Source organism: Moellerella wisconsensis (assembly GCF_022592395.1).
GTDB classification, from domain to species: domain Bacteria; phylum Pseudomonadota; class Gammaproteobacteria; order Enterobacterales; family Enterobacteriaceae; genus Moellerella; species Moellerella wisconsensis.
Genome location: NZ_CP093242.1, coordinates 3,274,601 through 3,297,188, shown reverse-complemented (window position 1 = coordinate 3,297,188; position 22,588 = coordinate 3,274,601). Strand labels below are relative to the sequence as shown.

At 43.6% G+C, this 22,588-nt stretch carries 17 protein-coding genes and 2 tRNA genes; 16 read left to right on the top strand and 3 right to left on the bottom strand.

The window, feature by feature from the left end; translation table 11 throughout:
- Positions 1 to 12 precede the first annotated feature (12 nt).
- The 15 genes from ftsH to MNY66_RS14300 all read left to right on the top strand — a co-directional run bounded on the left by ftsH (position 13) and on the right by MNY66_RS14300 (position 18,081).
- Positions 13 to 1,971 (top strand): ATP-dependent zinc metalloprotease FtsH, encoded by a 1,959-nt coding sequence (gene ftsH, locus MNY66_RS14370; RefSeq protein WP_047257512.1) that lies wholly within the window; start codon positions 13 to 15, stop codon positions 1,969 to 1,971.
- Between the two features lie 102 nt (positions 1,972 to 2,073).
- Positions 2,074 to 2,910, top strand: coding sequence for a dihydropteroate synthase (folP, locus tag MNY66_RS14365; RefSeq protein WP_047257511.1), 837 nt, complete (start codon positions 2,074 to 2,076; stop codon positions 2,908 to 2,910).
- 4 nt (positions 2,911 to 2,914) lie between these two features.
- Positions 2,915 to 4,252: a phosphoglucosamine mutase gene (gene glmM, locus MNY66_RS14360; protein WP_047257510.1), complete on the top strand. Its 1,338-nt coding sequence runs from the start codon at positions 2,915 to 2,917 to the stop codon at positions 4,250 to 4,252.
- 381 nt (positions 4,253 to 4,633) lie between these two features.
- Positions 4,634 to 4,972 (top strand): preprotein translocase subunit SecG, encoded by a 339-nt coding sequence (gene secG / locus MNY66_RS14355; protein ID WP_047257508.1) that lies wholly within the window; start codon positions 4,634 to 4,636, stop codon positions 4,970 to 4,972.
- 109 nt (positions 4,973 to 5,081) lie between these two features.
- Positions 5,082 to 5,171: transfer RNA gene (locus tag MNY66_RS14350), tRNA-Leu, on the top strand.
- Positions 5,172 to 5,229: 58 nt separating this feature from the next.
- A tRNA-Met gene (locus tag MNY66_RS14345) sits at positions 5,230 to 5,306 on the top strand.
- Between the two features lie 202 nt (positions 5,307 to 5,508).
- Positions 5,509 to 5,961: a ribosome maturation factor RimP gene (gene rimP, locus MNY66_RS14340; RefSeq protein ID WP_047257507.1), complete on the top strand. Its 453-nt coding sequence runs from the start codon at positions 5,509 to 5,511 to the stop codon at positions 5,959 to 5,961.
- 23 nt (positions 5,962 to 5,984) lie between these two features.
- Positions 5,985 to 7,493: a transcription termination factor NusA gene (nusA, locus tag MNY66_RS14335; protein WP_047257506.1), complete on the top strand. Its 1,509-nt coding sequence runs from the start codon at positions 5,985 to 5,987 to the stop codon at positions 7,491 to 7,493.
- Positions 7,494 to 7,516: 23 nt separating this feature from the next.
- Positions 7,517 to 10,252, top strand: coding sequence for a translation initiation factor IF-2 (infB, locus tag MNY66_RS14330; RefSeq protein WP_047257505.1), 2,736 nt, complete (start codon positions 7,517 to 7,519; stop codon positions 10,250 to 10,252).
- Positions 10,253 to 10,324: 72 nt separating this feature from the next.
- Positions 10,325 to 10,735 (top strand): 30S ribosome-binding factor RbfA, encoded by a 411-nt coding sequence (gene rbfA / locus MNY66_RS14325; RefSeq protein WP_047257504.1) that lies wholly within the window; start codon positions 10,325 to 10,327, stop codon positions 10,733 to 10,735.
- Positions 10,735 to 11,688, top strand: a complete 954-nt coding sequence (truB, locus tag MNY66_RS14320) for a tRNA pseudouridine(55) synthase TruB (RefSeq protein ID WP_053907089.1) — start codon at positions 10,735 to 10,737, stop codon at positions 11,686 to 11,688. Before rbfA ends, truB begins: the two co-directional genes overlap by 1 nt.
- Positions 11,689 to 11,937: 249 nt before the next feature.
- Positions 11,938 to 12,207, top strand: coding sequence for a 30S ribosomal protein S15 (gene rpsO / locus MNY66_RS14315; RefSeq protein WP_047257502.1), 270 nt, complete (start codon positions 11,938 to 11,940; stop codon positions 12,205 to 12,207).
- 675 nt (positions 12,208 to 12,882) lie between these two features.
- Positions 12,883 to 15,006, top strand: coding sequence for a polyribonucleotide nucleotidyltransferase (gene pnp, locus MNY66_RS14310; protein WP_053907169.1), 2,124 nt, complete (start codon positions 12,883 to 12,885; stop codon positions 15,004 to 15,006).
- Positions 15,007 to 15,091: 85 nt separating this feature from the next.
- Positions 15,092 to 16,009 (top strand): lipoprotein NlpI, encoded by a 918-nt coding sequence (nlpI, locus tag MNY66_RS14305; RefSeq protein WP_082120852.1) that lies wholly within the window; start codon positions 15,092 to 15,094, stop codon positions 16,007 to 16,009.
- Positions 16,010 to 16,179: 170 nt separating this feature from the next.
- On the top strand, positions 16,180 to 18,081 hold the full coding sequence (locus MNY66_RS14300) for a DEAD/DEAH family ATP-dependent RNA helicase (RefSeq protein ID WP_047257501.1): 1,902 nt from the start codon (positions 16,180 to 16,182) through the stop codon (positions 18,079 to 18,081).
- A gap of 302 nt (positions 18,082 to 18,383) precedes the next feature.
- Here MNY66_RS14300 and MNY66_RS14295 read toward each other — a convergent pair whose 3' ends face one another.
- From MNY66_RS14295 to MNY66_RS14285, 3 genes are read right to left on the bottom strand one after another with little or no spacing between them, the layout of a single operon-like run.
- Positions 18,384 to 18,761: a YjaA family stress response protein gene (locus tag MNY66_RS14295; protein ID WP_047257500.1), complete on the bottom strand. Its 378-nt coding sequence runs from the start codon at positions 18,759 to 18,761 to the stop codon at positions 18,384 to 18,386.
- Positions 18,762 to 18,817: 56 nt separating this feature from the next.
- Positions 18,818 to 19,534 (bottom strand): two-component system response regulator BtsR, encoded by a 717-nt coding sequence (btsR, locus tag MNY66_RS14290; RefSeq protein ID WP_047257499.1) that lies wholly within the window; start codon positions 19,532 to 19,534, stop codon positions 18,818 to 18,820.
- Positions 19,535 to 19,544: 10 nt separating this feature from the next.
- Positions 19,545 to 21,239 carry a sensor histidine kinase gene (locus MNY66_RS14285; protein WP_047257498.1) on the bottom strand — a complete coding sequence of 565 codons (1,695 nt, stop codon included), beginning with the start codon at positions 21,237 to 21,239 and terminating at the stop codon, positions 19,545 to 19,547.
- A gap of 376 nt (positions 21,240 to 21,615) precedes the next feature.
- Between MNY66_RS14285 and MNY66_RS14280 the strand changes: the two genes are divergently transcribed.
- Entirely contained in the window at positions 21,616 to 22,587 is a 972-nt protein-coding gene (locus MNY66_RS14280; RefSeq protein WP_047257497.1) for an HlyD family secretion protein, read from the top strand.
- Position 22,588: the final 1 nt, after the last annotated feature.

The following is a 22,588-nucleotide window of genomic DNA, read 5'->3' as shown; positions in this document are numbered from 1 at the left end:
CCCTTGAGTGACATGGCGAAAAACCTGATTCTCTGGTTAGTCATCGCAGTAGTTTTGATGTCCTTGTTCCAGAGTTTTGGCCCAAGCGATTCGAATAGTCGCAGGGTAGATTATTCTACTTTTATCAACGAGATAGCCCAGGATCAGGTGCGTGAAGTTCGTATCACCGGTCGTGAAATTAATGTCAGAAAGGCTGACAATAGCCGCTATACAACCTACATCCCTATGCAGGATGAGAAGCTATTAGACACGTTGTTGAATAAACATGTCACCGTTGTTGGCGAACCACCAGAAGAGCCAAGTCTATTGACTTCAATCTTCATTTCTTGGTTCCCAATGTTGCTATTGATTGGTGTATGGATTTTCTTCATGCGTCAAATGCAAGGCGGTGGTGGTAAAGGTGCGATGTCCTTTGGTAAAAGCAAGGCTCGAATGCTGACTGAAGATCAGATTAAAACCACCTTTGCAGACGTTGCAGGCTGTGATGAAGCCAAGGAAGAAGTCGGGGAAGTCGTTGAGTTTCTACGTGACCCAGGCCGTTTCCAAAAACTTGGCGGTAAAATTCCAAAAGGCATCCTGATGGTAGGGCCTCCTGGTACCGGTAAAACTTTGCTGGCAAAAGCGATTGCTGGTGAAGCCAAAGTGCCATTTTTTACTATCTCAGGTTCTGACTTTGTTGAAATGTTTGTCGGTGTCGGTGCATCTCGTGTCCGTGATATGTTTGAACAAGCTAAAAAATCTGCGCCTTGTATCATCTTTATCGATGAGATTGATGCGGTAGGTCGTCAGCGTGGTGCGGGTTTAGGGGGCGGTCATGATGAACGCGAACAGACTCTGAACCAAATGCTTGTTGAAATGGATGGATTCGAAGGTAACGAAGGTATTATCGTTATTGCGGCAACTAACCGCGCTGATGTTCTTGACCCTGCGTTATTGCGTCCAGGCCGTTTTGACCGTCAAGTCATGGTTGGCTTACCAGACGTCCGTGGTCGTGAACAAATACTGAAAGTTCATATGCGCCGTGTGCCGTTAGATCCGGATGTTAATACTTCTATTCTTGCACGTGCTACTCCTGGTTTCTCAGGGGCTGAATTGGCAAACCTTGTCAACGAAGCTGCACTATTTGCTGCCCGCGCGGATAAACGCGTAGTATCAATGGTTGAGTTTGAGAAAGCGCGAGATAAGATTTGGATGGGCGCTGAACGCCGTTCAATGATTATGACGGAAGAACAGAAAGAAGCCACTGCCTACCATGAGGCTGGACATGCGATTATTGGTCATTTAATGCCAGAGCATGACCCAGTGCATAAAGTAACGATTATTCCTCGTGGCCAAGCATTGGGTGTAACATTCTATCTGCCGGAAGGTGACCAAGTGAGCGCTAGCCGTCAGAAACTTGAAGGTAACATTTCAAGTTGTTACGGTGGACGTATTGCAGAGGAGCTAATTTATGGCCGTGAACGTGTCTCTACAGGCGCTTCTGGTGATATTCAGCAAGCAACCAATATTGCACGCAAAATGGTTACTCAGTGGGGATTCTCAGATAAATTAGGGCCGATGCTCTATTCTGAAGAAGAAGGGCAAGTATTTTTAGGCCGTTCTGCTGGAAACTCACAGCATATCTCTGATGAGACCAATCGCATTGTTGATGAAGAAATTAAATCGATATTAGATCGTAATTACAAAAGAGCTTACAACGTACTGACAGAAAACTTGGATATTCTCCATGCCATGAAAGACGCTCTGATTAAATACGAAACTATCGATATTCCTCAGATTGATGACTTAATGAATCGTCGCCCAGTTCGTGAACCTGCGGGTTGGGATGCAGATAAATTAGTCGCAAATGTGACCGGTTCTTTCGGTACAGGCACCAAAGATGAAAAGCCTAAGACTGATGGTCAACAGCAAGATCAGGCTCAGGACAGTACTAACGAGAATAAAGATAATACGGATAATAAAGACGAATAAATTTGGTGGGCAGAAATGCCACGTTATTCTTCCCCGTATTGATTAACTCTCTACTTAAAACCCCAGGCCACTGGGGTTTTTTACGTCAGGATAAAATACATCATGATAATTAGCGCAAGAAATTCGATACTTGATTTAACGACTCCCCAAGTGATGGGGATCCTCAATATTACCCCTGATTCATTTTCTGATGGGGGGAGTCATAATCGTTATCAGGATGCGTTAGTTCATGCTGAAAGAATGATGACTGAAGGTGCATCGATTATAGATATTGGTGGCGAATCAACGCGTCCAGGGGCAGCAGAAGTTTCTGTGCAACAAGAATTAGACCGTGTAATCCCGGTGGTTGAGGCAATAGCTAGCCGGTTTGATGTCTGGATTTCAGTCGATACTTCAAAGCCTGAAGTAATGCTTGAGGCCGCAAAAGCGGGTATGCATATTATTAATGATATTCGTTCGTTACACGAAGAAGGTGCATTAGCTGCTGCCGCAAAATTGCAATTACCTGTATGCTTGATGCATATGAAAGGGCAACCTCGTACTATGCAAGATGCGCCTGATTATGACAACGTAGTTCAGGAAGTAAAACAGTATCTTGCTGATGAGATAGAGCGCTGCGTGAAGGCTGGAATTAAAAAAAATAACATCATCCTTGATCCAGGATTTGGTTTCGGCAAAAATTTAACCCATAATTATCAGTTATTAGCGAATTTGATGGAATTCCACGATTTCGGACTTCCCGTATTGGCAGGAATGTCGCGTAAGTCTATGATCGGGCAATTATTAAATGTTCCCCCTAAGGAACGGCTCGAAGGCAGCCTCGCATGTGCAGTTATTGCTGCGATGCAAGGAGCTCAAATTTTGCGTGTCCATGATGTCAAAGCAACCGTACAAGCGATAAAAATCGTGCAGGCTACCCTGTCAAACAAGGAAAAATAATCTTATGAGTAACCGTAAATATTTTGGGACAGATGGTATTCGAGGCAAAGTAGGTGATAGCCCGATCACTCCAGATTTCGTTTTAAAATTAGGTTGGGCGGCTGGAAAGGTTTTAGCGCGTCATGGTTCACGTAAAATCATTATTGGTAAAGATACTCGAATTTCAGGCTATATGCTGGAATCCTCATTAGAAGCTGGTTTAGCGGCAGCGGGATTATCTGCTTCGTTTACCGGACCAATGCCAACCCCTGCGGTCGCCTATTTAACCCGTACATTTCGTGCTGAAGCAGGAATTGTAATTTCTGCCTCACATAATCCATATTACGATAACGGGATTAAATTTTTCTCCATTGATGGCACTAAATTACCGGACGATGTAGAAGAAGCTATCGAAGCTGAGATGGAAAAACCGATTACTTGCGTTGAATCTGCAGAATTAGGGCGTGCGAATCGTATCGTTGATGCTGCTGGTCGTTATATTGAGTTCTGTAAAGGTACCTTTCCAAGTGACCAAAGCTTGGGTGGATTAAAAATTGTCATTGATTGTGCTAATGGTGCAACTTATCACATTGCACCGAATGTATTGCGCGAGCTCGGCGCAGAAGTTATTGCTATTGGTTGCGAGCCAAACGGTATTAATATCAATGAAGAGTGCGGTGCAACCGATGTGCGCTTATTACAAAAACATGTTCTCGAAGAGAAAGCTCATGTTGGTTTAGCCTTTGATGGTGATGGCGACCGAATTATAATGGTTGACCATTTAGGTAATAAAGTCGACGGCGATCAAATTTTGTATATTATTGCTCGCGAAGCTCTACGCCAAGGGCAACTACGCGGTGGTGTTATTGGCACCTTAATGAGTAATATGGGATTAGAGATTGCGTTAAAGCAACTGGGTATTCCTTTCGAACGCGCGAAAGTTGGTGATCGCTATGTTCTTGAAAAACTTCAAGAAAAAGGCTGGCGCATGGGTGCAGAAAATTCAGGCCATGTTATTTTACTGGATAAAACGACCACTGGTGACGGGATTGTTGCGGGCTTACAAATTTTAAGCGCTATGGTACGTAACCATATGAGTTTGCATGACTTATGCAGTGGTATGAAGTTACTACCTCAGATACTGGTCAATGTACGTTTTTCCGGATCTCATGACCCATTACAGTCAGAATTAGTACAAAATGTGAATGAACAAGTGGTCAAAGAGTTGGCGGGTAAAGGACGAGTATTACTCAGAAAATCAGGCACTGAGCCATTAATTCGTGTGATGGTCGAAGGCGAAAATGAGGCCGAAGTGACAGCTATGGCGCACCGTATTGCTGATGCGGTTAAAATGGCCGGTTAATGGTTATTTATTAATAAATTAGCCATAAATCCATCGATAAAATGATAATGATCATTAGGCGTGTTTTGCTTTATTAATACGCTTAATGATATTATTGATGTTAGGCAGCAAGGGGTAGACTCTCAAGAGGTAGACTATATAGAAAGTTATATATAAAACTATATAGAAAAATAATGACCATAAGTTGAACATAAATAGCGGTGTAATTACTGGTGTTTTTTTCCGCAAATAGTCGATTTAAATGAAAATACTCTTGCTTGTCAGCCCGGCTTTCGTTAATATCCACACCCGCTCATTCCTGTTAAGGGTAAGTGAGTAGGTGTGCAGTTATTTTGTCATAACGATTAAGTTATGAACCGCTATTGAAAATAGGTAACTCAAATGTACGTAGCTCTTTTAATTGTTTTCTTGCTAGTTGCGATTGGGCTTGTTGCTCTGATAATGCTCCAGCAGGGTAAAGGCGCTGACATGGGTGCTTCTTTCGGTGCGGGTGCTTCTGCAACACTGTTTGGTTCATCGGGTTCTGGTAACTTCATGACTCGTATGACTGGGATCTTTGCAGCGCTGTTTTTCATTATCAGTTTAACTTTAGGCAATATGACCGCCAATAAGTATGGAACTGGTAGCGAATGGGAAAACATTAGCGAACCGGCAAAAGTCGAGCGACCAACAGACGTTCCGGTAGCACCAGCGACACCAACGAGTGATATTCCACGTTAAGTGTCCTAGATTCCAAATAGATAATTTTGTGTCGATACCAAATTATCGAAAGTAGTAAAGTAAAGTTTAAAAATGAGATTGTTAAAAAAGCGAATAATCTCATTTCTGTGCCGAGGTGGTGAAATTGGTATACACGCTACCTTGAGGTGGTAGTGCCTACAAAACGGGCGTAGGGGTTCAAGTCCCCTTCTCGGCACCATTATTTGTATAGCTTGCGATTTGCAGGTTATCAGCGTAGTATATGTCACGTTTTCGAACGCGGGATGGAGCAGTCTGGTAGCTCGTCGGGCTCATAACCCGAAGGTCGTCGGTTCAAATCCGGCTCCCGCAACCACTTCTTAGTCAACTATCTTTTCAAATGCATTTATCGGTATTTACACGATTAACTCTAATTTTAAAAGATTACTAAGAAACTGGTTGAACCCGTTGACACTACAGGGTCCAGTTACTTAAGCCCCGAATTTCGGGGTTTTTTGTTATTTGACAACCGAATTAACTGGGCTTTTATAGCCCTTTTTTTATGTCTGGGGGTGGGCTTGTCCACATTAGATCAAAAATTAACAGAGATGATTTCAGCACCTGTAGAGGCTTTAGGCTTTGAATTTGTTGGCCTTGAGTTTATCCGTGCACGTGTTTCAACACTACGTGTTTACATTGATAGTGAAGATGGCATCACTGTTGATGATTGTGCTGATGTTAGCCACCAGGTCAGTGCGGTATTGGATGTAGAAGATCCCATAGCTGTACTTTATAACCTGGAAATTTCGTCACCAGGTCTAGACCGTCCTATCTTTACCGCCGAACAATTTGTTCGTTATATCGGTGAAGAGGCGACAGTGGTTTTACGCATTGCAATGCAGAACCGCCGTAAATGGCAAGGTATAATTAAAGCCGTTGATGGTGAAATGATAACGGTTACTGTGGATGGTAAGGATGAAGTGTTCGCGTTGAGCAACATCCAGAAAGCTAACCTGGTACCCCACTTTTAATTAAGTTCAATGAGGCAACTAGGATGAACAAAGAAATTCTGGCTGTTGTGGAAGCGGTTTCTAATGAAAAATCCCTTCCTCGTGAAAAAATCTTCGAGGCACTTGAAACTGCTCTAGCAACTGCCACCAAGAAAAAGTATGAGCAAGAAATTGAAGTTCGTGTCAGTATCGACCGTAAATCCGGCGATTTTGAGACTTTTCGTCGTTGGTTAGTGGTTGATGAAGTCACTATGCCGACTCGCGAAATTACGTTTGAAGCCGCAAATTTCGATGATCCTTCAATGCAGTTAGGCGATTATGTTGAAGATGAGATTGAATCTGTTGTATTTGACCGTATTACTACGCAAACGGCTAAACAAGTTATCGTACAAAAAGTTCGCGAAGCAGAGCGTGCGATGGTTGTTGAACAATTCCGTGAGCAACAAGGTGAAATCATCACCGCTCAGGTTAAAAAAGTAAATCGTGATAACATTACCTTAGATTTAGGTAACAACGCTGAAGCTGTTATCCTGCGTGAAGATATGTTGCCACGTGAGAATTTCCGTCCAGGTGACCGAATTCGCGGTGTACTGTATGATGTTCGTCCAGAAGCGCGTGGAGCACAATTATTTGTGACTCGCTCACGTTCTGAGATGTTGATTGAACTGTTCCGCATCGAAGTACCGGAAATCGGCGAAGAGATTATTGAAATCAAAGCCGCAGCTCGTGATCCTGGTTCTCGTGCTAAAATTGCTGTAAAAACCAACGACAAACGTATTGACCCAGTGGGTGCGTGTGTTGGTATGCGTGGCGCGCGAGTACAAGCCGTTTCCAGTGAACTGGGCGGTGAACGAATTGATATCGTATTATGGGATGATAACCCAGCGCAATTCGTGATTAATGCAATGGCTCCAGCAGATGTTGCTTCTATTGTGGTTGATGAAGATAATTGCACAATGGATGTTGCTGTTGAAAGCAGTAATTTGGCACAGGCGATTGGCCGTAATGGACAAAACGTACGCTTAGCGGCGCAATTACTGAAAATACATCGTGGTAATGACAAGTGGGAACTAAATGTCATGACTGACGATGAGCTGAATGCAAAACATCAAGCGGAAGCACATGCTTCTATTGATACATTTACTAAGCATCTTGATATTGATGAAGAGTTTGCCACTACACTGGTAGAAGAAGGCTTCTCTACGTTAGAAGAACTAGCTTACGTGCCTATCAGCGAACTTCTGGAAATTGAAGGTCTTGATGAAGAGACTATCGAAGTTCTGCGTGAAAGAGCAAAAGCAGCCCTAACTACGCTGGAATTAGCTCAAAAAGAGAGCTTAGGCGATAATCAGCCTGCGGAAGATTTATTAACTCTAGAAGGTATGGAACGCGCATTGGCCTATGAATTAGCGGCTCATGGTATCTGTACTCTGGAAGATCTTGCTGAACAGGGCATCGACGACCTTACTGATATCGAAGGTCTGGATGATGAGAGAGCGGGTACACTCATCATGGCTGCACGTAATATCTGCTGGTTTGGTAACGATGCATAATCACTGTAGCAGGAAGGAATGGAATGACAGAAACTGTAAAATCATTGGCAGCAGAAATTCAAACCTCAGTTGAACGCCTGGTACAGCAATTTGCTGACGCAGGGATCAAAAAAGGTGAGAGTGACTCTGTTAGTCAGAATGAAAAAGAAACTTTGCTGGCACATCTGAATCGCGAACAAGGCGGTACAGCAGGTCAGCCGAGTAAATTGACACTACAACGGAAGACTCGTAGTACGTTGAGTGTCCCCGTCACCGGTGGCAAAAGCAAATCGGTAAATATCGAAGTCCGCAAAAAACGCACATATGTTAACCGCGATGCTGTAGAACAAGCAGAAACGGAAGAGCAGGCGAAGCGTGAAGCGGAAGAGCAAGCACGGCGCGAAGCTGAAGAAAAGGCACAACGCGAAGCGGAAGAAAAAGCGAAACGTGATGCACAAGAGAAAGCACAACGTGACGCAGAAGCAAAGCGTAACGCCGAAGATAAAGCAAGACGTGAAGCAGCTGAAAAAGCTAAGCGCGAAGCAGCGGAAATAGAGAAAGTGAAACAAAGCGAAAACCAACAGAAATCAGGCAAAACCGGTGAAGTAATCAGTGAAAAACAACGTCTTGAAGCGGAAGCTGCGGAATTAAAACGCAAAGCCGAAGAAGAAGTTCGTCGTAAAGTCGAAGCCGATGCGCTTCGTGTTGCTGAAGAGGCTCGCCGTATGGCCGCAGAAAATCCAGTTACTGAAGAAGCACCAACTGAAGAAGTAACCGATTACCATACAACCACTTATCGTCATGCTCAAGAAGCAGAAGACGAGAGTGACGCAAAAGAAGAAGGTCGTCGCACACGTAACCGTACGACTAAAGCTCCGCGTCAAAAGAAAGGCAATAAACTTTCTGAGAAAGCAGATCGCGAAGAAGAGCGTGCTGTCGGTCGTAATGGTAAATCTAAAAAGAACCGTAAAGGTAGCTCACTGCAACAGAGCTTTAACAAGCCCGTTGCTGCAGTAAACCGTGACGTTATCATTGGTGAAACCATTACTGTTGCTGAACTGGCTAATAAAATGGCAGTTAAAGGCTCTCAGGTCATCAAAACTATGATGAAAATGGGCGCTATGGCAACGATTAACCAGGTTATTGATCAGGAAACTGCTCAACTGGTTGCGGAAGAAATGGGACATAAAGTTATTCTGCGTCGTGAAAACGAATTAGAAGAAGCTATCCTGAGCGACCGTGATACAGGCGGCGAATCAATCGCAGAGCCACGTCCACCAGTGGTTACCATTATGGGTCACGTTGACCATGGTAAAACCTCATTACTGGATTATATTCGCTCAACAAAAGTCGCCTCTGGCGAAGCGGGCGGGATTACCCAGCATATCGGTGCTTATCATGTAACAACTGATAAAGGCATGATTACCTTCCTTGATACTCCGGGACACGCCGCATTTACTTCAATGCGTGCTCGTGGTGCACAAGCAACGGATATCGTGGTTCTGGTTGTTGCTGCAGATGATGGCGTTATGCCTCAGACGGTTGAAGCAGTTCAGCATGCGAAAGCCGCAGGCGTTCCAGTTGTTGTTGCTATCAACAAAATGGATAAACCTGAAGCTGACCCTTCACGCGTCAAAAATGAATTAATGCAATACGGTATCTTCTCTGAAGAATTAGGTGGAACAAACCAATTCGTTAATGTTTCAGCGAAGAAAGGTACCGGTATTGATGAACTGCTGGAAGCTATCCTGTTAGAAGCTGAAGTTCTTGAACTGAGCGCTGTTCGTACAGGTATGGCAAGCGGTGTTGTCATTGAATCTTATCTTGATAAAGGCCGTGGTCCAGTTGCGACTATCCTGGTTCAAGAAGGTACATTGAACAAAGGTGATATCGTACTGTGTGGTTTTGAATATGGCCGTATTCGTGCAATGCGCAACGAATTAGGTAAAGAAGTTCAAACTGCCGGCCCATCAATGCCAGTCGAGATTCTGGGTCTGTCCAGCGTTCCTTCTGCCGGTGATGAAGCAACAGTCGTTCGCGATGAGAAAAAAGCACGTGAAGTTGCTCTGTATCGTCAAGGCAAATTCCGTGATGTGAAACTGGCTCGCCAGCAGAAATCTAAACTGGAAAACATGTTTGCGAACATGGAAGAAGGTAAAGTTTCTGAATTGAATATCGTACTGAAAACCGATGTTCAGGGAACCTGTGAAGCCATTACTGACTCACTGCAAAAACTGTCTACTGATGAAGTTAAAATTAAAATCATCGGTTCAGGTGTGGGTGGTATCACAGAGACTGACGCTTCACTGGCTGCAGCATCAAATGCCATCATCCTGGGCTTTAACGTTCGTGCTGATGCATCTGCACGTCGTGTCATTGAAAGTGAAAGTGTTGATTTGCGTTACTACTCGGTTATCTATAGCCTGATTGATGAAATCAAACAGGCAATGAGTGGTATGCTTGAACCTGAATACAAACAACAAATCATCGGTCTGGCTGAAGTTCGTGATGTGTTTAAATCACCGAAATTTGGTGCCGTTGCTGGTTGTATGGTGGTTGAAGGTACGATTAAACGTAATAACCCAATTCGCGTTCTGCGTGATAACGTAGTTATTTACGAAGGTGAATTAGAATCATTACGTCGCTTTAAAGATGATGTGAGTGATGTTCGTAACGGTATGGAATGTGGTATCGGTGTTAAAAACTACAACGATGTCCGCCCTGGTGATATGATCGAAGTCTTTGAGATCATTGAAATCAAACGTTCTATCGACGGTTAATTTTACCGCAAGTTCATCTTACTATATTGTTAGGGGGGCTATATGCCCCCCTAAATGTCAGGAGATATAACGATGGCAAAAGAATTTACCCGCGCTCAGCGCGTCGCTCAGGAAATGCAGAAAGAAATCGCCATTATCCTACAGCGTGAAATTAAAGACCCTCGTATCGGAATGGCGACAGTTTCAGGTGTCGAATTATCACGAGATCTAGCCTACGGCAAAGTTTATGTGACCTTTTTAAACTTTTTGGATGCAGAGCATGATTCTGAAATGGTTAAAGATGGCATTAAAGCACTGAACGAAGCCGCCGGTTTTATTCGTTCATTGTTAGGAAAATCAATGCGCTTACGCGTATTGCCAGAATTAACATTCTCTTATGATAGCTCATTAGTCGAAGGGATGCGGATGTCAAACCTGGTGTCTAATGTGGTACGTGATGATGAAAAACGTCGCGTAGATGCAGATGGACAAGAGGAAAAATAATGGCTCGCCGTCGTCGTGGCCGTGATATACATGGCGTATTATTACTGGATAAACCGCAAGATATTTCCTCTAATGATGCACTGCAGAAGGTTCGCCGTCTGTTTAATGCGAACAAAGCCGGTCACACTGGTGCGCTAGATCCACTGGCAACAGGTATGTTGCCAGTGTGTTTAGGTGAAGCGACAAAGTTCTCTCAGTTCTTACTCGATTCAGACAAACGCTATCGCGTTATTGCGCGTCTAGGACAGCGTACTGATACCTCTGATTCTCAGGGGCAAATTATCAGTGAGCGCCCAGTAAATGTAACTCAAGAACAGCTTGATGCCGCACTGGACAGTTTCCGCGGTGAAACACTGCAAGTTCCATCAATGTACTCAGCCTTGAAACATCAAGGTAAACCGTTATATGAATACGCCCGCAAAGGCATAACGGTAGAGCGCGATGCGCGTCCGATTACTGTTTATGAATTGCAGTTTATTCGCTGGGAAGGTGATGAACTGGAATTAGAAATTCATTGTTCTAAAGGCACCTATATTCGAACGATTACCGATGATCTTGGTGAACTTCTCGGATGTGGCGCCCATGTTATTTATTTGCGCCGCATACAAGTCGCTAACTATCCGTATGAAAGAATGGTGACATTAGAACAATTAACCGCATTAAAGGAACTTGCCGAACAACAAGGGCATCCACTAGAAGAGGTGCTAGACCCTCTATTATTACCTATGGATACCGCGGTCGTGCATTTTCCAGCGGTTAATCTTTGTGAAACCACAGCCGGTTATTTCCAGCAAGGTCAGCCAGTAAGAACGGCGATAAACAACTTGCCAGAAGGTGAAATGGTACGTGTCACCCGAGGAGATGATGCCAAATTTATTGGTATTGCTGTGATCAACGAAGAAGGTTTAGTTGCCCCACGTCGATTAGTCGTTGAAAATCCAATCAACGAATAACGTCGTTGGGTTGTCATATTGCGTTGTGTTGATAAGCAGCGTAGAATGACGCCGCTTAACTATTTATATGGCTTTGGTTGTTATTGGGCTTTTATGTTGACTCTCTGTATATGTTCGATTAGAACCGGTGCGGTTAGAAACAGTTAGCGTTATGACAGCGGCGGTTTATAAATATTAAGCTTTATTTTGAGAAGCTAAATTAGAGATTGGCTCTCGTTACCTAATATATATCAATCATCTGGAGTTATTATGTCTCTAAGTACTGAAGCGAAAGCAAAAATTGTTGCAGAATTTGGCCGTGGCGAAAACGACACTGGTTCAAGTGAAGTTCAAGTTGCACTGTTAACTGCGCAAATTAATCACCTGCAAGGTCACTTTTCAGAGCACAAAAAAGATCACCATAGCCGTCGTGGTCTGTTGCGTATGGTTGCTCAGCGTCGTAACCAGCTGAACTACCTGAAAAGCAAAGATGTTGCACGTTATACCGCTCTGTTAGAGCGTCTTGGTCTGCGTCGCTAATCAAGCAAGTTTCAGTGGAAAGGGGCCTATTGGCCCCTTTTCTTCTGGATAGAGTTGATCTTTATATCAGCTAATGTTGTAAAAATCGCTTTGGAAATAGTCTTTTCTACTCCTTAAATGATATTGAAAAGTACTATTTATACTATTTAAATAGCGGAATATTTTATTTCAAGTGAAGTTAGACTCGAAATTCACTTAACTAAAATGTTAAACTAGATCAGCCGAATGCGCCGCTCGCATCTATTTTGATTGGCGGTTAATTTATTCCTGAATTTCTCGGGGTAAAGCGTTAATATTGGCTGGCTATATATCCCACATAGACTAAAGTATTGTGGGCATATAAGGCGTGAAGCAATAAGCTTCTTGTGCTAAATTCAATCCGGTCGATGTAACACATCGTTACTGTTTTGACTAAAGTTAATGTCAGACTGATAAATAATCAGCAGTGAACTTTATTTAGCCACACAGAAGTTAAATAACATTATTATTGTATGAGCCTCTTCGGCTACAACCGATTCGCGCGGCTAATGAGAGTATTGAATATTGACTAACAGCTAATCAGCTAGAGTATCAATAACCCGTTTCAGTCCTCTCATTAGTCGCGAGGATGTAGTAAGAAGAGAAAACTAATGCCACAGATGAATGAAATCATGTGGTCTAAGAAAGGGTACTATTTTGCTAAATCCTACTATTCGTAAATTCCAATACGGTCAACACACAGTCACTATCGAAACCGGTATGATGGCGCGCCAAGCGACAGCAGCAGTTATGGTCAACATGGACGATACTGCGGTTCTCGTTACTGTTGTTGCGCAGAAAAAAGTTAAAGAAGGGCAAAGCTTTTTCCCTTTAACTGTTAACTATCAAGAACGTACTTACGCAGCAGGCCGTATTCCAGGAAGTTTCTTCCGTCGTGAAGGCCGTCCTGGCGAAGGCGAAACACTGATCGCTCGTTTAATCGACCGTCCATTACGCCCACTGTTCCCAGACAGCTTCTTAAACGAAGTTCAAATTATCGCTACCGTTGTTTCTGTTAACCCACAAGTTAATCCAGACATCGTAGCAATGATTGGTGCATCTGCGGTGCTGTCACTGTCAGGTGTTCCATTCAATGGCCCAATTGGTGCTGCACGTGTTGGTTTCATTGATGGCCAATATGTACTGAACCCAACCGCTGACGAATTAAAAGAAAGCCGTTTGGATTTAGTTGTTGCCGGTACTGAAGGCGCAGTATTGATGGTTGAATCAGAAGCAGAACTGATGAGCGAAGAAGAAATGCTCGGTGCAGTTGTGTTTGGTCACGATCAACAACAAGTGGTAATTGAAAATATCAATGCACTGGTTGCAGAAGTCGGTAAAGAGAAATGGGATTGGCAGCCAGAGCCAGTTAACCAAGCGCTGAGCGATCGTGTTGCAGCACTGGCTGAAAGCCGTTTAGGCGATGCTTACCGTATCACTGAAAAACAAGAGCGTTATACACAAGTTAATCTGATCAAAGAAGAAGTTACTGCCGCATTATTAGCAGAAGACGAAACTTTAGACGCATCTGAAATCTCAGACCTGCTGTCTGGTTTAGAAAAACAAGTAGTTCGTAGCCGTGTATTACGTGGTGAGCCACGTATCGATGGCCGTGAAAAAGACATGATCCGTGCGTTAGATGTACGTACTGGCGTTCTACCACGTACTCACGGTTCAGCATTGTTTACTCGTGGTGAAACTCAGGCGCTGGTTACCGCAACTCTGGGAACGGCACGCGATGCCCAGAACATCGATGAGCTGATGGGCGAACGTACTGACAGCTTCTTGTTCCATTACAACTTCCCTCCATACTCTGTGGGCGAAACTGGAATGGTCGGTTCACCTAAACGTCGTGAAATTGGTCATGGTCGTTTGGCTAAACGCGGTGTATTGGCAGTGATGCCAACTCAGGCTGAATTCCCATACACGATCCGTGTGGTTTCTGAAATCACTGAATCAAACGGTTCATCTTCAATGGCCTCTGTCTGTGGTGCTTCTTTAGCACTGATGGATGCGGGTGTGCCAATTAAAGCTGCGGTTGCAGGTATTGCAATGGGCTTAGTTAAAGAAGATGAAAACTATGTAGTTCTGTCTGATATTCTGGGTGATGAAGATCACTTAGGCGACATGGACTTCAAAGTAGCCGGTAGCCGTGAAGGTATCAGCGCATTGCAGATGGATATTAAAATCGAGGGTATCACCCGCGAAATCATGCAAGCGGCACTGAACCAAGCTAAAGGCGCGCGTTTACATATCCTAACGGTCATGGAACAGGCTATCAATAGCCCACGCGATGATATTTCTCAGTTTGCACCACGCATTCATACCATCAAAATCAGCTCTGATAAAATCAAAGATGTGATTGGTAAAGGCGGTTCTGTTATTCGTGCGCTGACTGAAGAAACAGGAACGACTATCGAAATCGAAGACGATGGTACTGTAAAAATCGCGGCAACTGATGGTGAAAAAGCCAAAGAAGCTATCCGTCGTATCGAAGAAATTACCGCAGAAGTTGAAGTTAATCGCGTCTACCAAGGTAAAGTAACGCGTATCGTTGATTTCGGTGCTTTCGTTGCAATTGGTGGCGGTAAAGAAGGTCTGGTGCATATTTCTCAAATCGCTGACAAGCGTGTAGAGAAAGTGACTGACTATCTGCAAATGGGTCAAGAAGTTCCAGTTAAAGTCATGGAAATCGACCGCCAAGGCCGTATCCGTCTCAGCATGAAAGAAGCCGTTACAACGGAAGAAGCTCCTGCTGCACAACAAGACTCAGCGGAATAAGTTGACCTTGAAACAGGTGTCCTGTAAAAAGGGCACCGTTCAGCAATTTTGCTGAAAAGATCCAGTAGCAATGTAAGGACGGAATATGCTGAACAGTATCTGTCTTAAGAGAAGGGATGCGAATGCGTTTGTACGCCTTATCTCTGCGGCATTTCTTTTCTTATTGATTGGCTGCAGTAATAAAGAGTGGCGAACTAATCAAGTTCTGGCTATTCCTTTACAACCTACATTGCAACAGGAAGTTATATTGGCTCGTATGGAACAAATCCTTGCGAGTCGTTCATTGACCGATGATGAGTACGCACAGCTTTTATATGAGCGCGGTGTGTTGTATGATAGTCTCGGTTTAAGGGCATTGGCTCGCAACGATTTTTCGACTGCGTTAGCCATACGTCCTGATATTCCAGAGATTTTTAATTTTCTTGGGATATACTTTACGCAGGCAGGCAACTATGATGCCGCCTATGAAGCGTTTGATTCTGTATTAGAACTTGATCCAACTTACAATTTCGCGCGTATGAACCGAGGCATCGCACTTTATTACGGTGGCCGGTATAAATTAGCGCAGGATGATCTGCTGGCGTATTATCAAGACGATCCAAACGACCCTTTCCGTAGCTTATGGCTTTATTTGGTGGAAAAAGAAATTGATCCCCAAGTAGCGAAAGCTAACTTGTCGGCACGTTATGACAAATCGGAAAAAGGGCAATGGGGCTGGAACATCGTTGAATTTTATTTAGGGAACATCAATGAAAATACATTGATGGAGCGTTTAAAACAAAATTCAATGGATAACACTTCGCTCGCTGAACATCTCAGTGAAACTAACTTCTATTTAGGTAAAAATTACCTAAGTCTGGGGGATAAGAATAATGCGGTTGCATTATTCAAACTGACGGTAGCCAACAACGCTCACAGTTTTGTTGAACACCGCTATGCATTGTTGGAATTGGCGCTATTAGGCCAAGAACAAGACGACCTTTCAGAATCGGGCCAGCAATAGCTGACGAACATTTTCACACAAAATTTTAAGTCATCATCTAGACACGATGAGGGCTTATCTGTTCGTTTAATAATATAATTTGAGCCAGTTCACATTTTAAATGAAAATGACGGAAACGATTTTCGCTGTGTTATGTAAACTGGCCGCCATTAAGTATGAGGCACCTTTACATGACTACAGAGACTGATATCTCTTTTGCTGATCTTGGTTTATCAGCATCTATTTTGACTGCACTGGGTGATTTAGGTTACGAAAAACCTTCACCAATTCAACAACAATGTATCCCTCATCTGTTACAAGGGTCAGATGTGCTGGGTATGGCACAAACAGGAAGCGGTAAAACAGCAGCATTCGGTGTACCGTTGCTGAACAATATCGATCCTAACTTAAAAGCGCCGCAAATTTTAGTCTTAGCCCCAACTCGCGAACTGGCCGTTCAGGTTTCAGAAGCGATGGGTGACTTTGCTAAACATATGAAAAGTGTCAATGTTGTTGCCCTGTATGGTGGCCAACGTTATGACGTTCAATTGCGTGCACTGCGTCAAGGACCACAAGTTGTCGTGGGGACTCCAGGACGTCTGCTTGACCATTTGAAACGTGGAACTTTAGATCTTTCTCAATTAAAAGGTCTGGTTCTGGACGAAGCTGATGAAATGCTGCGTATGGGCTTTATTGAAGATGTTGAAAACATCATGAGCCAAATCCCAGCAAATCACCAGACGGCGCTTTTCTCTGCAACGATGCCAGATCCGATCCGTCGTATCACCCGTCGTTTCATGAAAGATCCAAAAGAAATCCGTATCCAGTCTAGCGTAACCACTCGCCCTGATATTACTCAGAGCTACTGGACTGCTTATGGTGTGCGTAAAAATGAAGCGCTGGTTCGTTTTCTTGAAGCGGAAGATTTTGATGCAGCGATTATCTTTGTGCGTACTAAAAATGCCACATTAGAAGTTGCAGAAGCCTTAGAACGTAGCGGTTATAACAGCGCGGCATTGAATGGTGATATGAACCAAGCACTGCGCGAACAAACATTAGAACGTTTAAAAGATGGTCGTTTAGACATTTTGATCGCAACCGATGTTGCGGCTCGTGGTCTGGATGTTGAGCGTATCAGCTTAGTTGTTAACTATGACATCCCTATGGATGCTGAATCTTACGTTCACCGTATCGGTCGTACAGGCCGTGCTGGTCGTGCTGGTCGCGCATTACTGTTCGTTGAGAACCGTGAGCGTCGTTTACTGCGCAACATTGAACGCACCATGAAACTGACTATTCCTGAAGTTGAACTGCCAAATGCAGATCTGCTGACTGAACGTCGTTTAGCTAAATTTGCCGAAACTGTTCAAAAACAGCTAGAAAGTGCTGATTTAGAACAATATCGTGCATTACTGGCTAAATTAGTTCCTGGTGAAGATTCAGATATCGAAACTCTGGCAGCAGCATTGCTGAAAATGGCACAGGGCGAACGTCCTCTGATCCTGCCACCAGAAGCTCCACGTCGTCCACGTCGTGAATCAAATGACCGTTCTGACGACCGTCGCCGTGGTAATGACCGTTTCGATCGTGGTGACCGTGGTGATCGCGGTGACCGAAATGGTGATAAACCAGCGCGTCGCGAACGTCGTGATGTCGGCGATATGGAACTGTACCGTATTGAAGTTGGCCGCGATGATGGTGTTGAAGTTCGTCACATTGTTGGTGCGATTGCTAACGAAGCCGATATCAGCAGCCGTTACATTGGTAACATCAAACTGTTCGGAACTCACTCGACTATTGAACTGCCAAAAGGCATGCCAAATGATTTAGTGAGCCATTTAAGCCGTACACGCATTCTGAATAAACCTATGCAGATCCAACTGATGGGTGAAGCTCAACCATTCGAACGCCGTGAGCGTCGTGGTGGTGGTGCTCCTCGTCGTGGAGAAGGTAGTTCAGCGGGTGGTGCAGGTGCAGGCGCTCCACGTCGTGGTGGTGAGCGTAAAAATGATCGCGGTGGTTTCCGTGGTCGTAGCGAAGATGGTGCCGCATCAGCAGCGCCACGTCGCCGCACTCCAAGCAATAACGCATAATTATCGCGTTTAATTGGCTTGCGCTCAGTTGATGAGACATTAAAAACCGGACATTTGTCCGGTTTTTTTTTGGTTTTTTTATAGATTTTATATTGTGATGTTAACTTTTGCAGACTTCCCCGATGGGAATATCAGCGTGAAAAGCTAAACTAAACAATCAACTAGAGAATAAAAAATAGAGAAATGGGAATAGAGAGTAAGGACAGTAGTACGATGAGGCGTCTTAGAATACTGAGTATATGATTAGGGTAGAGAAAGAAGATTAGGTCGCCAGAGGATAACCCTCTGACGACACATAAAAGTTATTGGGTGTTTTCGAGTAATTCTTTGGCCTCACTTTGAGGCAAGGGTAAATTATCGCAGCAGACAACAATTTTTTTCACTTTTTGGGCAAATCCGCCAGAAACCACTTCTTTGAGTAAACGAATTTCAACTTCACTTAGCCCACCTTCGATTTTATCTAGCGCTTGTACCACAACACGATGATGAGTGCTAAACGGCAATGAAACACGCAGACCCATTTGCTCAACCAGTTGTCGCAGAATAAATTCAGCCGAATAATAATCGCCAATGATCAAGCGGACAGAAGAGAAATGGCCTTGTGCTGAATGCTCATCGTGAGTTTCCAGATTTTTTAATGTCATTGAATCAGTTCTAATTTGAAGATAAAAATCAGCCATTCACCTGACTCCTTTAGGTTTAGGTTAATTATAATTATTTCATAATATATGATTGCTTAGATTAACCCTAGTGCTTCTTTGAGCGGTTTAAGATAACGGCGGCTGACTGGGATGCGTTCTCCATTACTCAGCACTAACTCAGCTTGTCCATTATCACCGAATAAAATTTCATTTAACTGCGTCATATTGACCAAATATTGACGATGGCAGCGAACCAGTGGCGTTCGCATTTCAAGGGTACGTAACGTCAATTCCGTAAAGCCTTCTTGGCCTTGCTTACTAATCACAAATACACCGCTCATGCGTGAGGTGACGTATAAAACTTCATCCAGCTTCATTAGCCAAATACGGCTGTGACCAGTACAAGGAATAAACTTGAGTGGCTCGCTACCGACTAACGCTTCGATATTCTGCTTTTGCTTACCTTGTCGTAATCGATGCAGCGTTTTTTCCATGCGCTGTTTTTCTACCGGCTTCAGCAAATAATCAAACGCATGCTCCTCAAAGGCCTCAATCGCATATTCATCAAAAGCGGTGAGGAAAATGATATAAGGTCGGTCTTCGGGATCAAGCATGCGCACCATTTCTAAGCCAGTAACGCGAGGCATTTGAATATCCAAAAACACCGCATCCGGCTTTAATTTATGGATAGCGCTAATAGCTTCGATGGCATTGGCGCATTCACCGATAATTTCAATATCTGCTATATCTTCGAGTAAGCAGCGCAGGTTTTCTCGGGCTAAGGGTTCATCATCAACAATTAGTACATTCATTATTTTTTAATTATTTTATTAGGTTGTGTGAATAATACGGCAAATTTAGTTTGATACGGGTAAATTCTTCGGGCTCATATTCCACGCTAACCCCATATTTTTCGCCGTATTTTAAGCGCAGTCGTTTATCCACCAAACTCATTCCTAAGCCATCACTGAGCGGCGAGGGTTGATAGAGTCCGGCATTGTCTTCAATTTCGATACAAACACATTGATTATGTTGATAAGCACGTATTGTAATACGCCCAATGCCTAATAACTGTGATGTTCCATGTTTTATGGCATTTTCTACCATCGGTTGGAGAGAAAAAGCCGGTAGCTCGACCAGATTAAGCTGATCTGGGATCTCAAAATGAACCTGTAAATTATCACGGAAACGTGCTTTTTCAATCTGTAAATATGCATTAACGTGCTCTATCTCTTCACCCAGCGTGGCATTATTCTCCGGACGTTTAAGATTTTTACGAAAAAACGTCGAGATATATTGCACTAATTGTCCTGCTTGCTGGCTATCACGCCGGATTACTGCTTGGAGTGTATTGAGCACATTAAATAGAAAATGTGGATTAACTTGGGCATGCAACAACTTAACTTCAGATTGCAGCAGTGATTGTTTATTGCGTTCATATTGTCCGGCGAGGATCTGTGCAGAGAATAAACTGGCGATGCCTTCTCCTAGGGTGCGGTTAATTGAGCTGAATAAACGATTTTTGCCTTCATAAAGTTTTATCGTTCCTATAACGCGTTGATTTTCACCGCGTAAAGGTATAACCAATGCAGAACCCAATTTACAGGTAGGATCGAGTGAACATTTATACGGGGTCTCATTACCGTCGGCATAGACGACTTCGTTGAAGTCGATCGCTCGACGCGATTGTATCGACGCAATCGGGGTGCCGGGAATATGGTGATCTGCGCCTATCCCTATAAAGGCTAATAATTTTTCGCGATCGGTAATCGCAACGGCACCAATTTCTAGCTGCTGATAAATGATTTTAGCCACTTTCATGCTGTTATCCGCATTGAAGCCTTTGCGTAAAATACCTTCTGTACATACGGCTATTTTCATTGCTTGGGCTGAAAATGCGGAGGTATACCTATCTACAATGGCGCGCCTATCTAATAAAATACGGATAAACATTGCGGCGCCAATACTGTTGGCAATCACCATCGGGGCGGCAATATTTTTTACTAACGCTAAAGCCTCATTAAAGGGTTTAGCCAATAATAAGATAATTAGCATTTGGATGATTTCGGCGAATAGTGTTACTCCAGCAGCGGTCCACGGGTTAAATAACTTATTAATTTTACCGCGCTTCATATAGTAGCTATGGATCAGCCCTCCTATCAGTCCTTCTGCGATAGTCGATACCATACAGCTGAATGCGGTCATACCGCCGAGGGAATAGCGGTGCAATCCGCCGGTAAAGCCAACTAAAAAACCAACACCGGGGCCACCGAGTAAGCCGCCTAATACTGAACCGATTGCGCGAGTATTGGCTATCGAGTCATTGATATGTAAGCCAAAATAAGTGCCCATGATGCAGAAAATGGAGAAAATAAAGTAACACATGACTTTATGGGGCAGACGAATGGTGACTTTTAGCAGAGGAATGATCAGCGGTGTTTTGCTTAATGCCCAAGCTATCACTAAATACACGCACATCTGCTGCAAGAGTAGGAGGACTAGATCAAACTCGTACATAGGTTTTCCAGTAGGGAGGCAAAGCGTCTATTTTAACTTAATTGGATTATTGTGTGGCGAATATTATTGTTAATATTCATATCACGAAAATTTGACATAAGTGATTTTCAGTTGCACTATTCCGGTATTATTCGGATGCTATTCCCTTTCTGTCAGTGAGCTAGCGCACGAATTTATTAACGCTTTGTTGTAAATTATTGTCATACTGTATCGATAATAGTTTCTGCCATTATATCCGTCATATTTATATTGCGGGCATATTAGTTAGCTCTACTCTTCTAAACATACTGACGTATGTAATCTTATTGATCTCTTCGATTGCGTTCCTGCAACTCGAATGATTTTGGATATATTATTTTTAAGGTTCATAAACATAATGAAAAAAAGAACGATTGTACTGATCCTGCTGATGTTGATTTTAATTGCAACAGCCGCTCTTTTTCATTCCCATAATCAATATTTGTTATTACAAGGTGAAGTTGATGCTCCGGAAGTGGTGGTGACTTCTAAAGCCACCGGCCGGGTCATTGAACGTCATATTGAGCGTGGTGATGATGTTAAACAAGGACAGTTATTGTTAACGCTGGAAAGCCCCGAACTCAATGCACAATATGCCGCTGTTGTTGCGGCGCGCGACCAAGCTAAAGCTCAATTAGCCTTATCGCTGCATGGTACGCGTGAAGAGACGCTGCGTAATCTAGCGGCGCAGGTTGCTCAGGCGCAATCGCAATATCAGAATGCCAGCCGTGAATATACACGGTTAAGTAATTTATCGGCGAAGGGATATGTGTCTGCGAATGAGTTAGATAATGCCCGTAAAGCAAAAGATGTGGCTTATCAACAGGTACTGAGTGCTAAAGCCCAGTTAGATGAAGGCAAAAATGGCGATCGTGTTGAGCTACGTCATCAATACCAAGCCGAATTAACACAAGCAGAGCAGAAGCTGGCTGAGATTCAAGTACAGGTTGATGATTTACAAGTAAAAGCCCCGGTTGAAGGTGAAGTGGGACCAATCCCTGCAGAAGTAGGCGAATTATTTAATGCCGGTAGCCCATTAGTGTCGTTGATCCGTCTGCCTCAAGCCTATTTTATTTATAATCTACGCGAAGATATTTTAGTTAATGTCAAAAAAGGTGACATTATTAAATTACGAGTTCCGGCATTAGGTGATAAAGAAATCGATGCGGAAGTGCGTTTTATCGCCCCTAAAGGCGATTACGCGACCAAGAGAGCCACGCGTGCAACCGGAGACTTCGATTTAAAAACCTTTGAAGTTCGCTTATACCCCTTGGAGCCTGTGGAAGGTCTTCGTCCGGGCATGAGTACATTGTGGCGCTGGGATAAATAAT

Bases quoted from the DNA above. Each gene is read 5' to 3' on its own strand.
- btsR (WP_047257499.1), bottom strand. From the start codon at position 19,534: ATGAATGTACTAATTGTTGATGATGAACCCTTAGCCCGAGAAAACCTG.
- MNY66_RS14300 (WP_047257501.1), top strand. From the start codon at position 16,180: ATGACTACAGAGACTGATATCTCTTTTGCTGATCTTGGTTTATCAGCA.
- MNY66_RS14280 (WP_047257497.1), top strand. From the start codon at position 21,616: ATGAAAAAAAGAACGATTGTACTGATCCTGCTGATGTTGATTTTAATT.
- truB (WP_053907089.1), top strand. From the start codon at position 10,735: ATGGCTCGCCGTCGTCGTGGCCGTGATATACATGGCGTATTATTACTG.
- nusA (WP_047257506.1), top strand. From the start codon at position 5,985: ATGAACAAAGAAATTCTGGCTGTTGTGGAAGCGGTTTCTAATGAAAAA.
- MNY66_RS14285 (WP_047257498.1), bottom strand. From the start codon at position 21,239: ATGTACGAGTTTGATCTAGTCCTCCTACTCTTGCAGCAGATGTGCGTG.
- rpsO (WP_047257502.1), top strand. From the start codon at position 11,938: ATGTCTCTAAGTACTGAAGCGAAAGCAAAAATTGTTGCAGAATTTGGC.
- folP (WP_047257511.1), top strand. From the start codon at position 2,074: ATGATAATTAGCGCAAGAAATTCGATACTTGATTTAACGACTCCCCAA.
- rbfA (WP_047257504.1), top strand. From the start codon at position 10,325: ATGGCAAAAGAATTTACCCGCGCTCAGCGCGTCGCTCAGGAAATGCAG.
- MNY66_RS14295 (WP_047257500.1), bottom strand. From the start codon at position 18,761: ATGGCTGATTTTTATCTTCAAATTAGAACTGATTCAATGACATTAAAA.
- glmM (WP_047257510.1), top strand. From the start codon at position 2,915: ATGAGTAACCGTAAATATTTTGGGACAGATGGTATTCGAGGCAAAGTA.
- infB (WP_047257505.1), top strand. From the start codon at position 7,517: ATGACAGAAACTGTAAAATCATTGGCAGCAGAAATTCAAACCTCAGTT.
- nlpI (WP_082120852.1), top strand. From the start codon at position 15,092: ATGCTGAACAGTATCTGTCTTAAGAGAAGGGATGCGAATGCGTTTGTA.
- ftsH (WP_047257512.1), top strand. From the start codon at position 13: ATGGCGAAAAACCTGATTCTCTGGTTAGTCATCGCAGTAGTTTTGATG.
- secG (WP_047257508.1), top strand. From the start codon at position 4,634: ATGTACGTAGCTCTTTTAATTGTTTTCTTGCTAGTTGCGATTGGGCTT.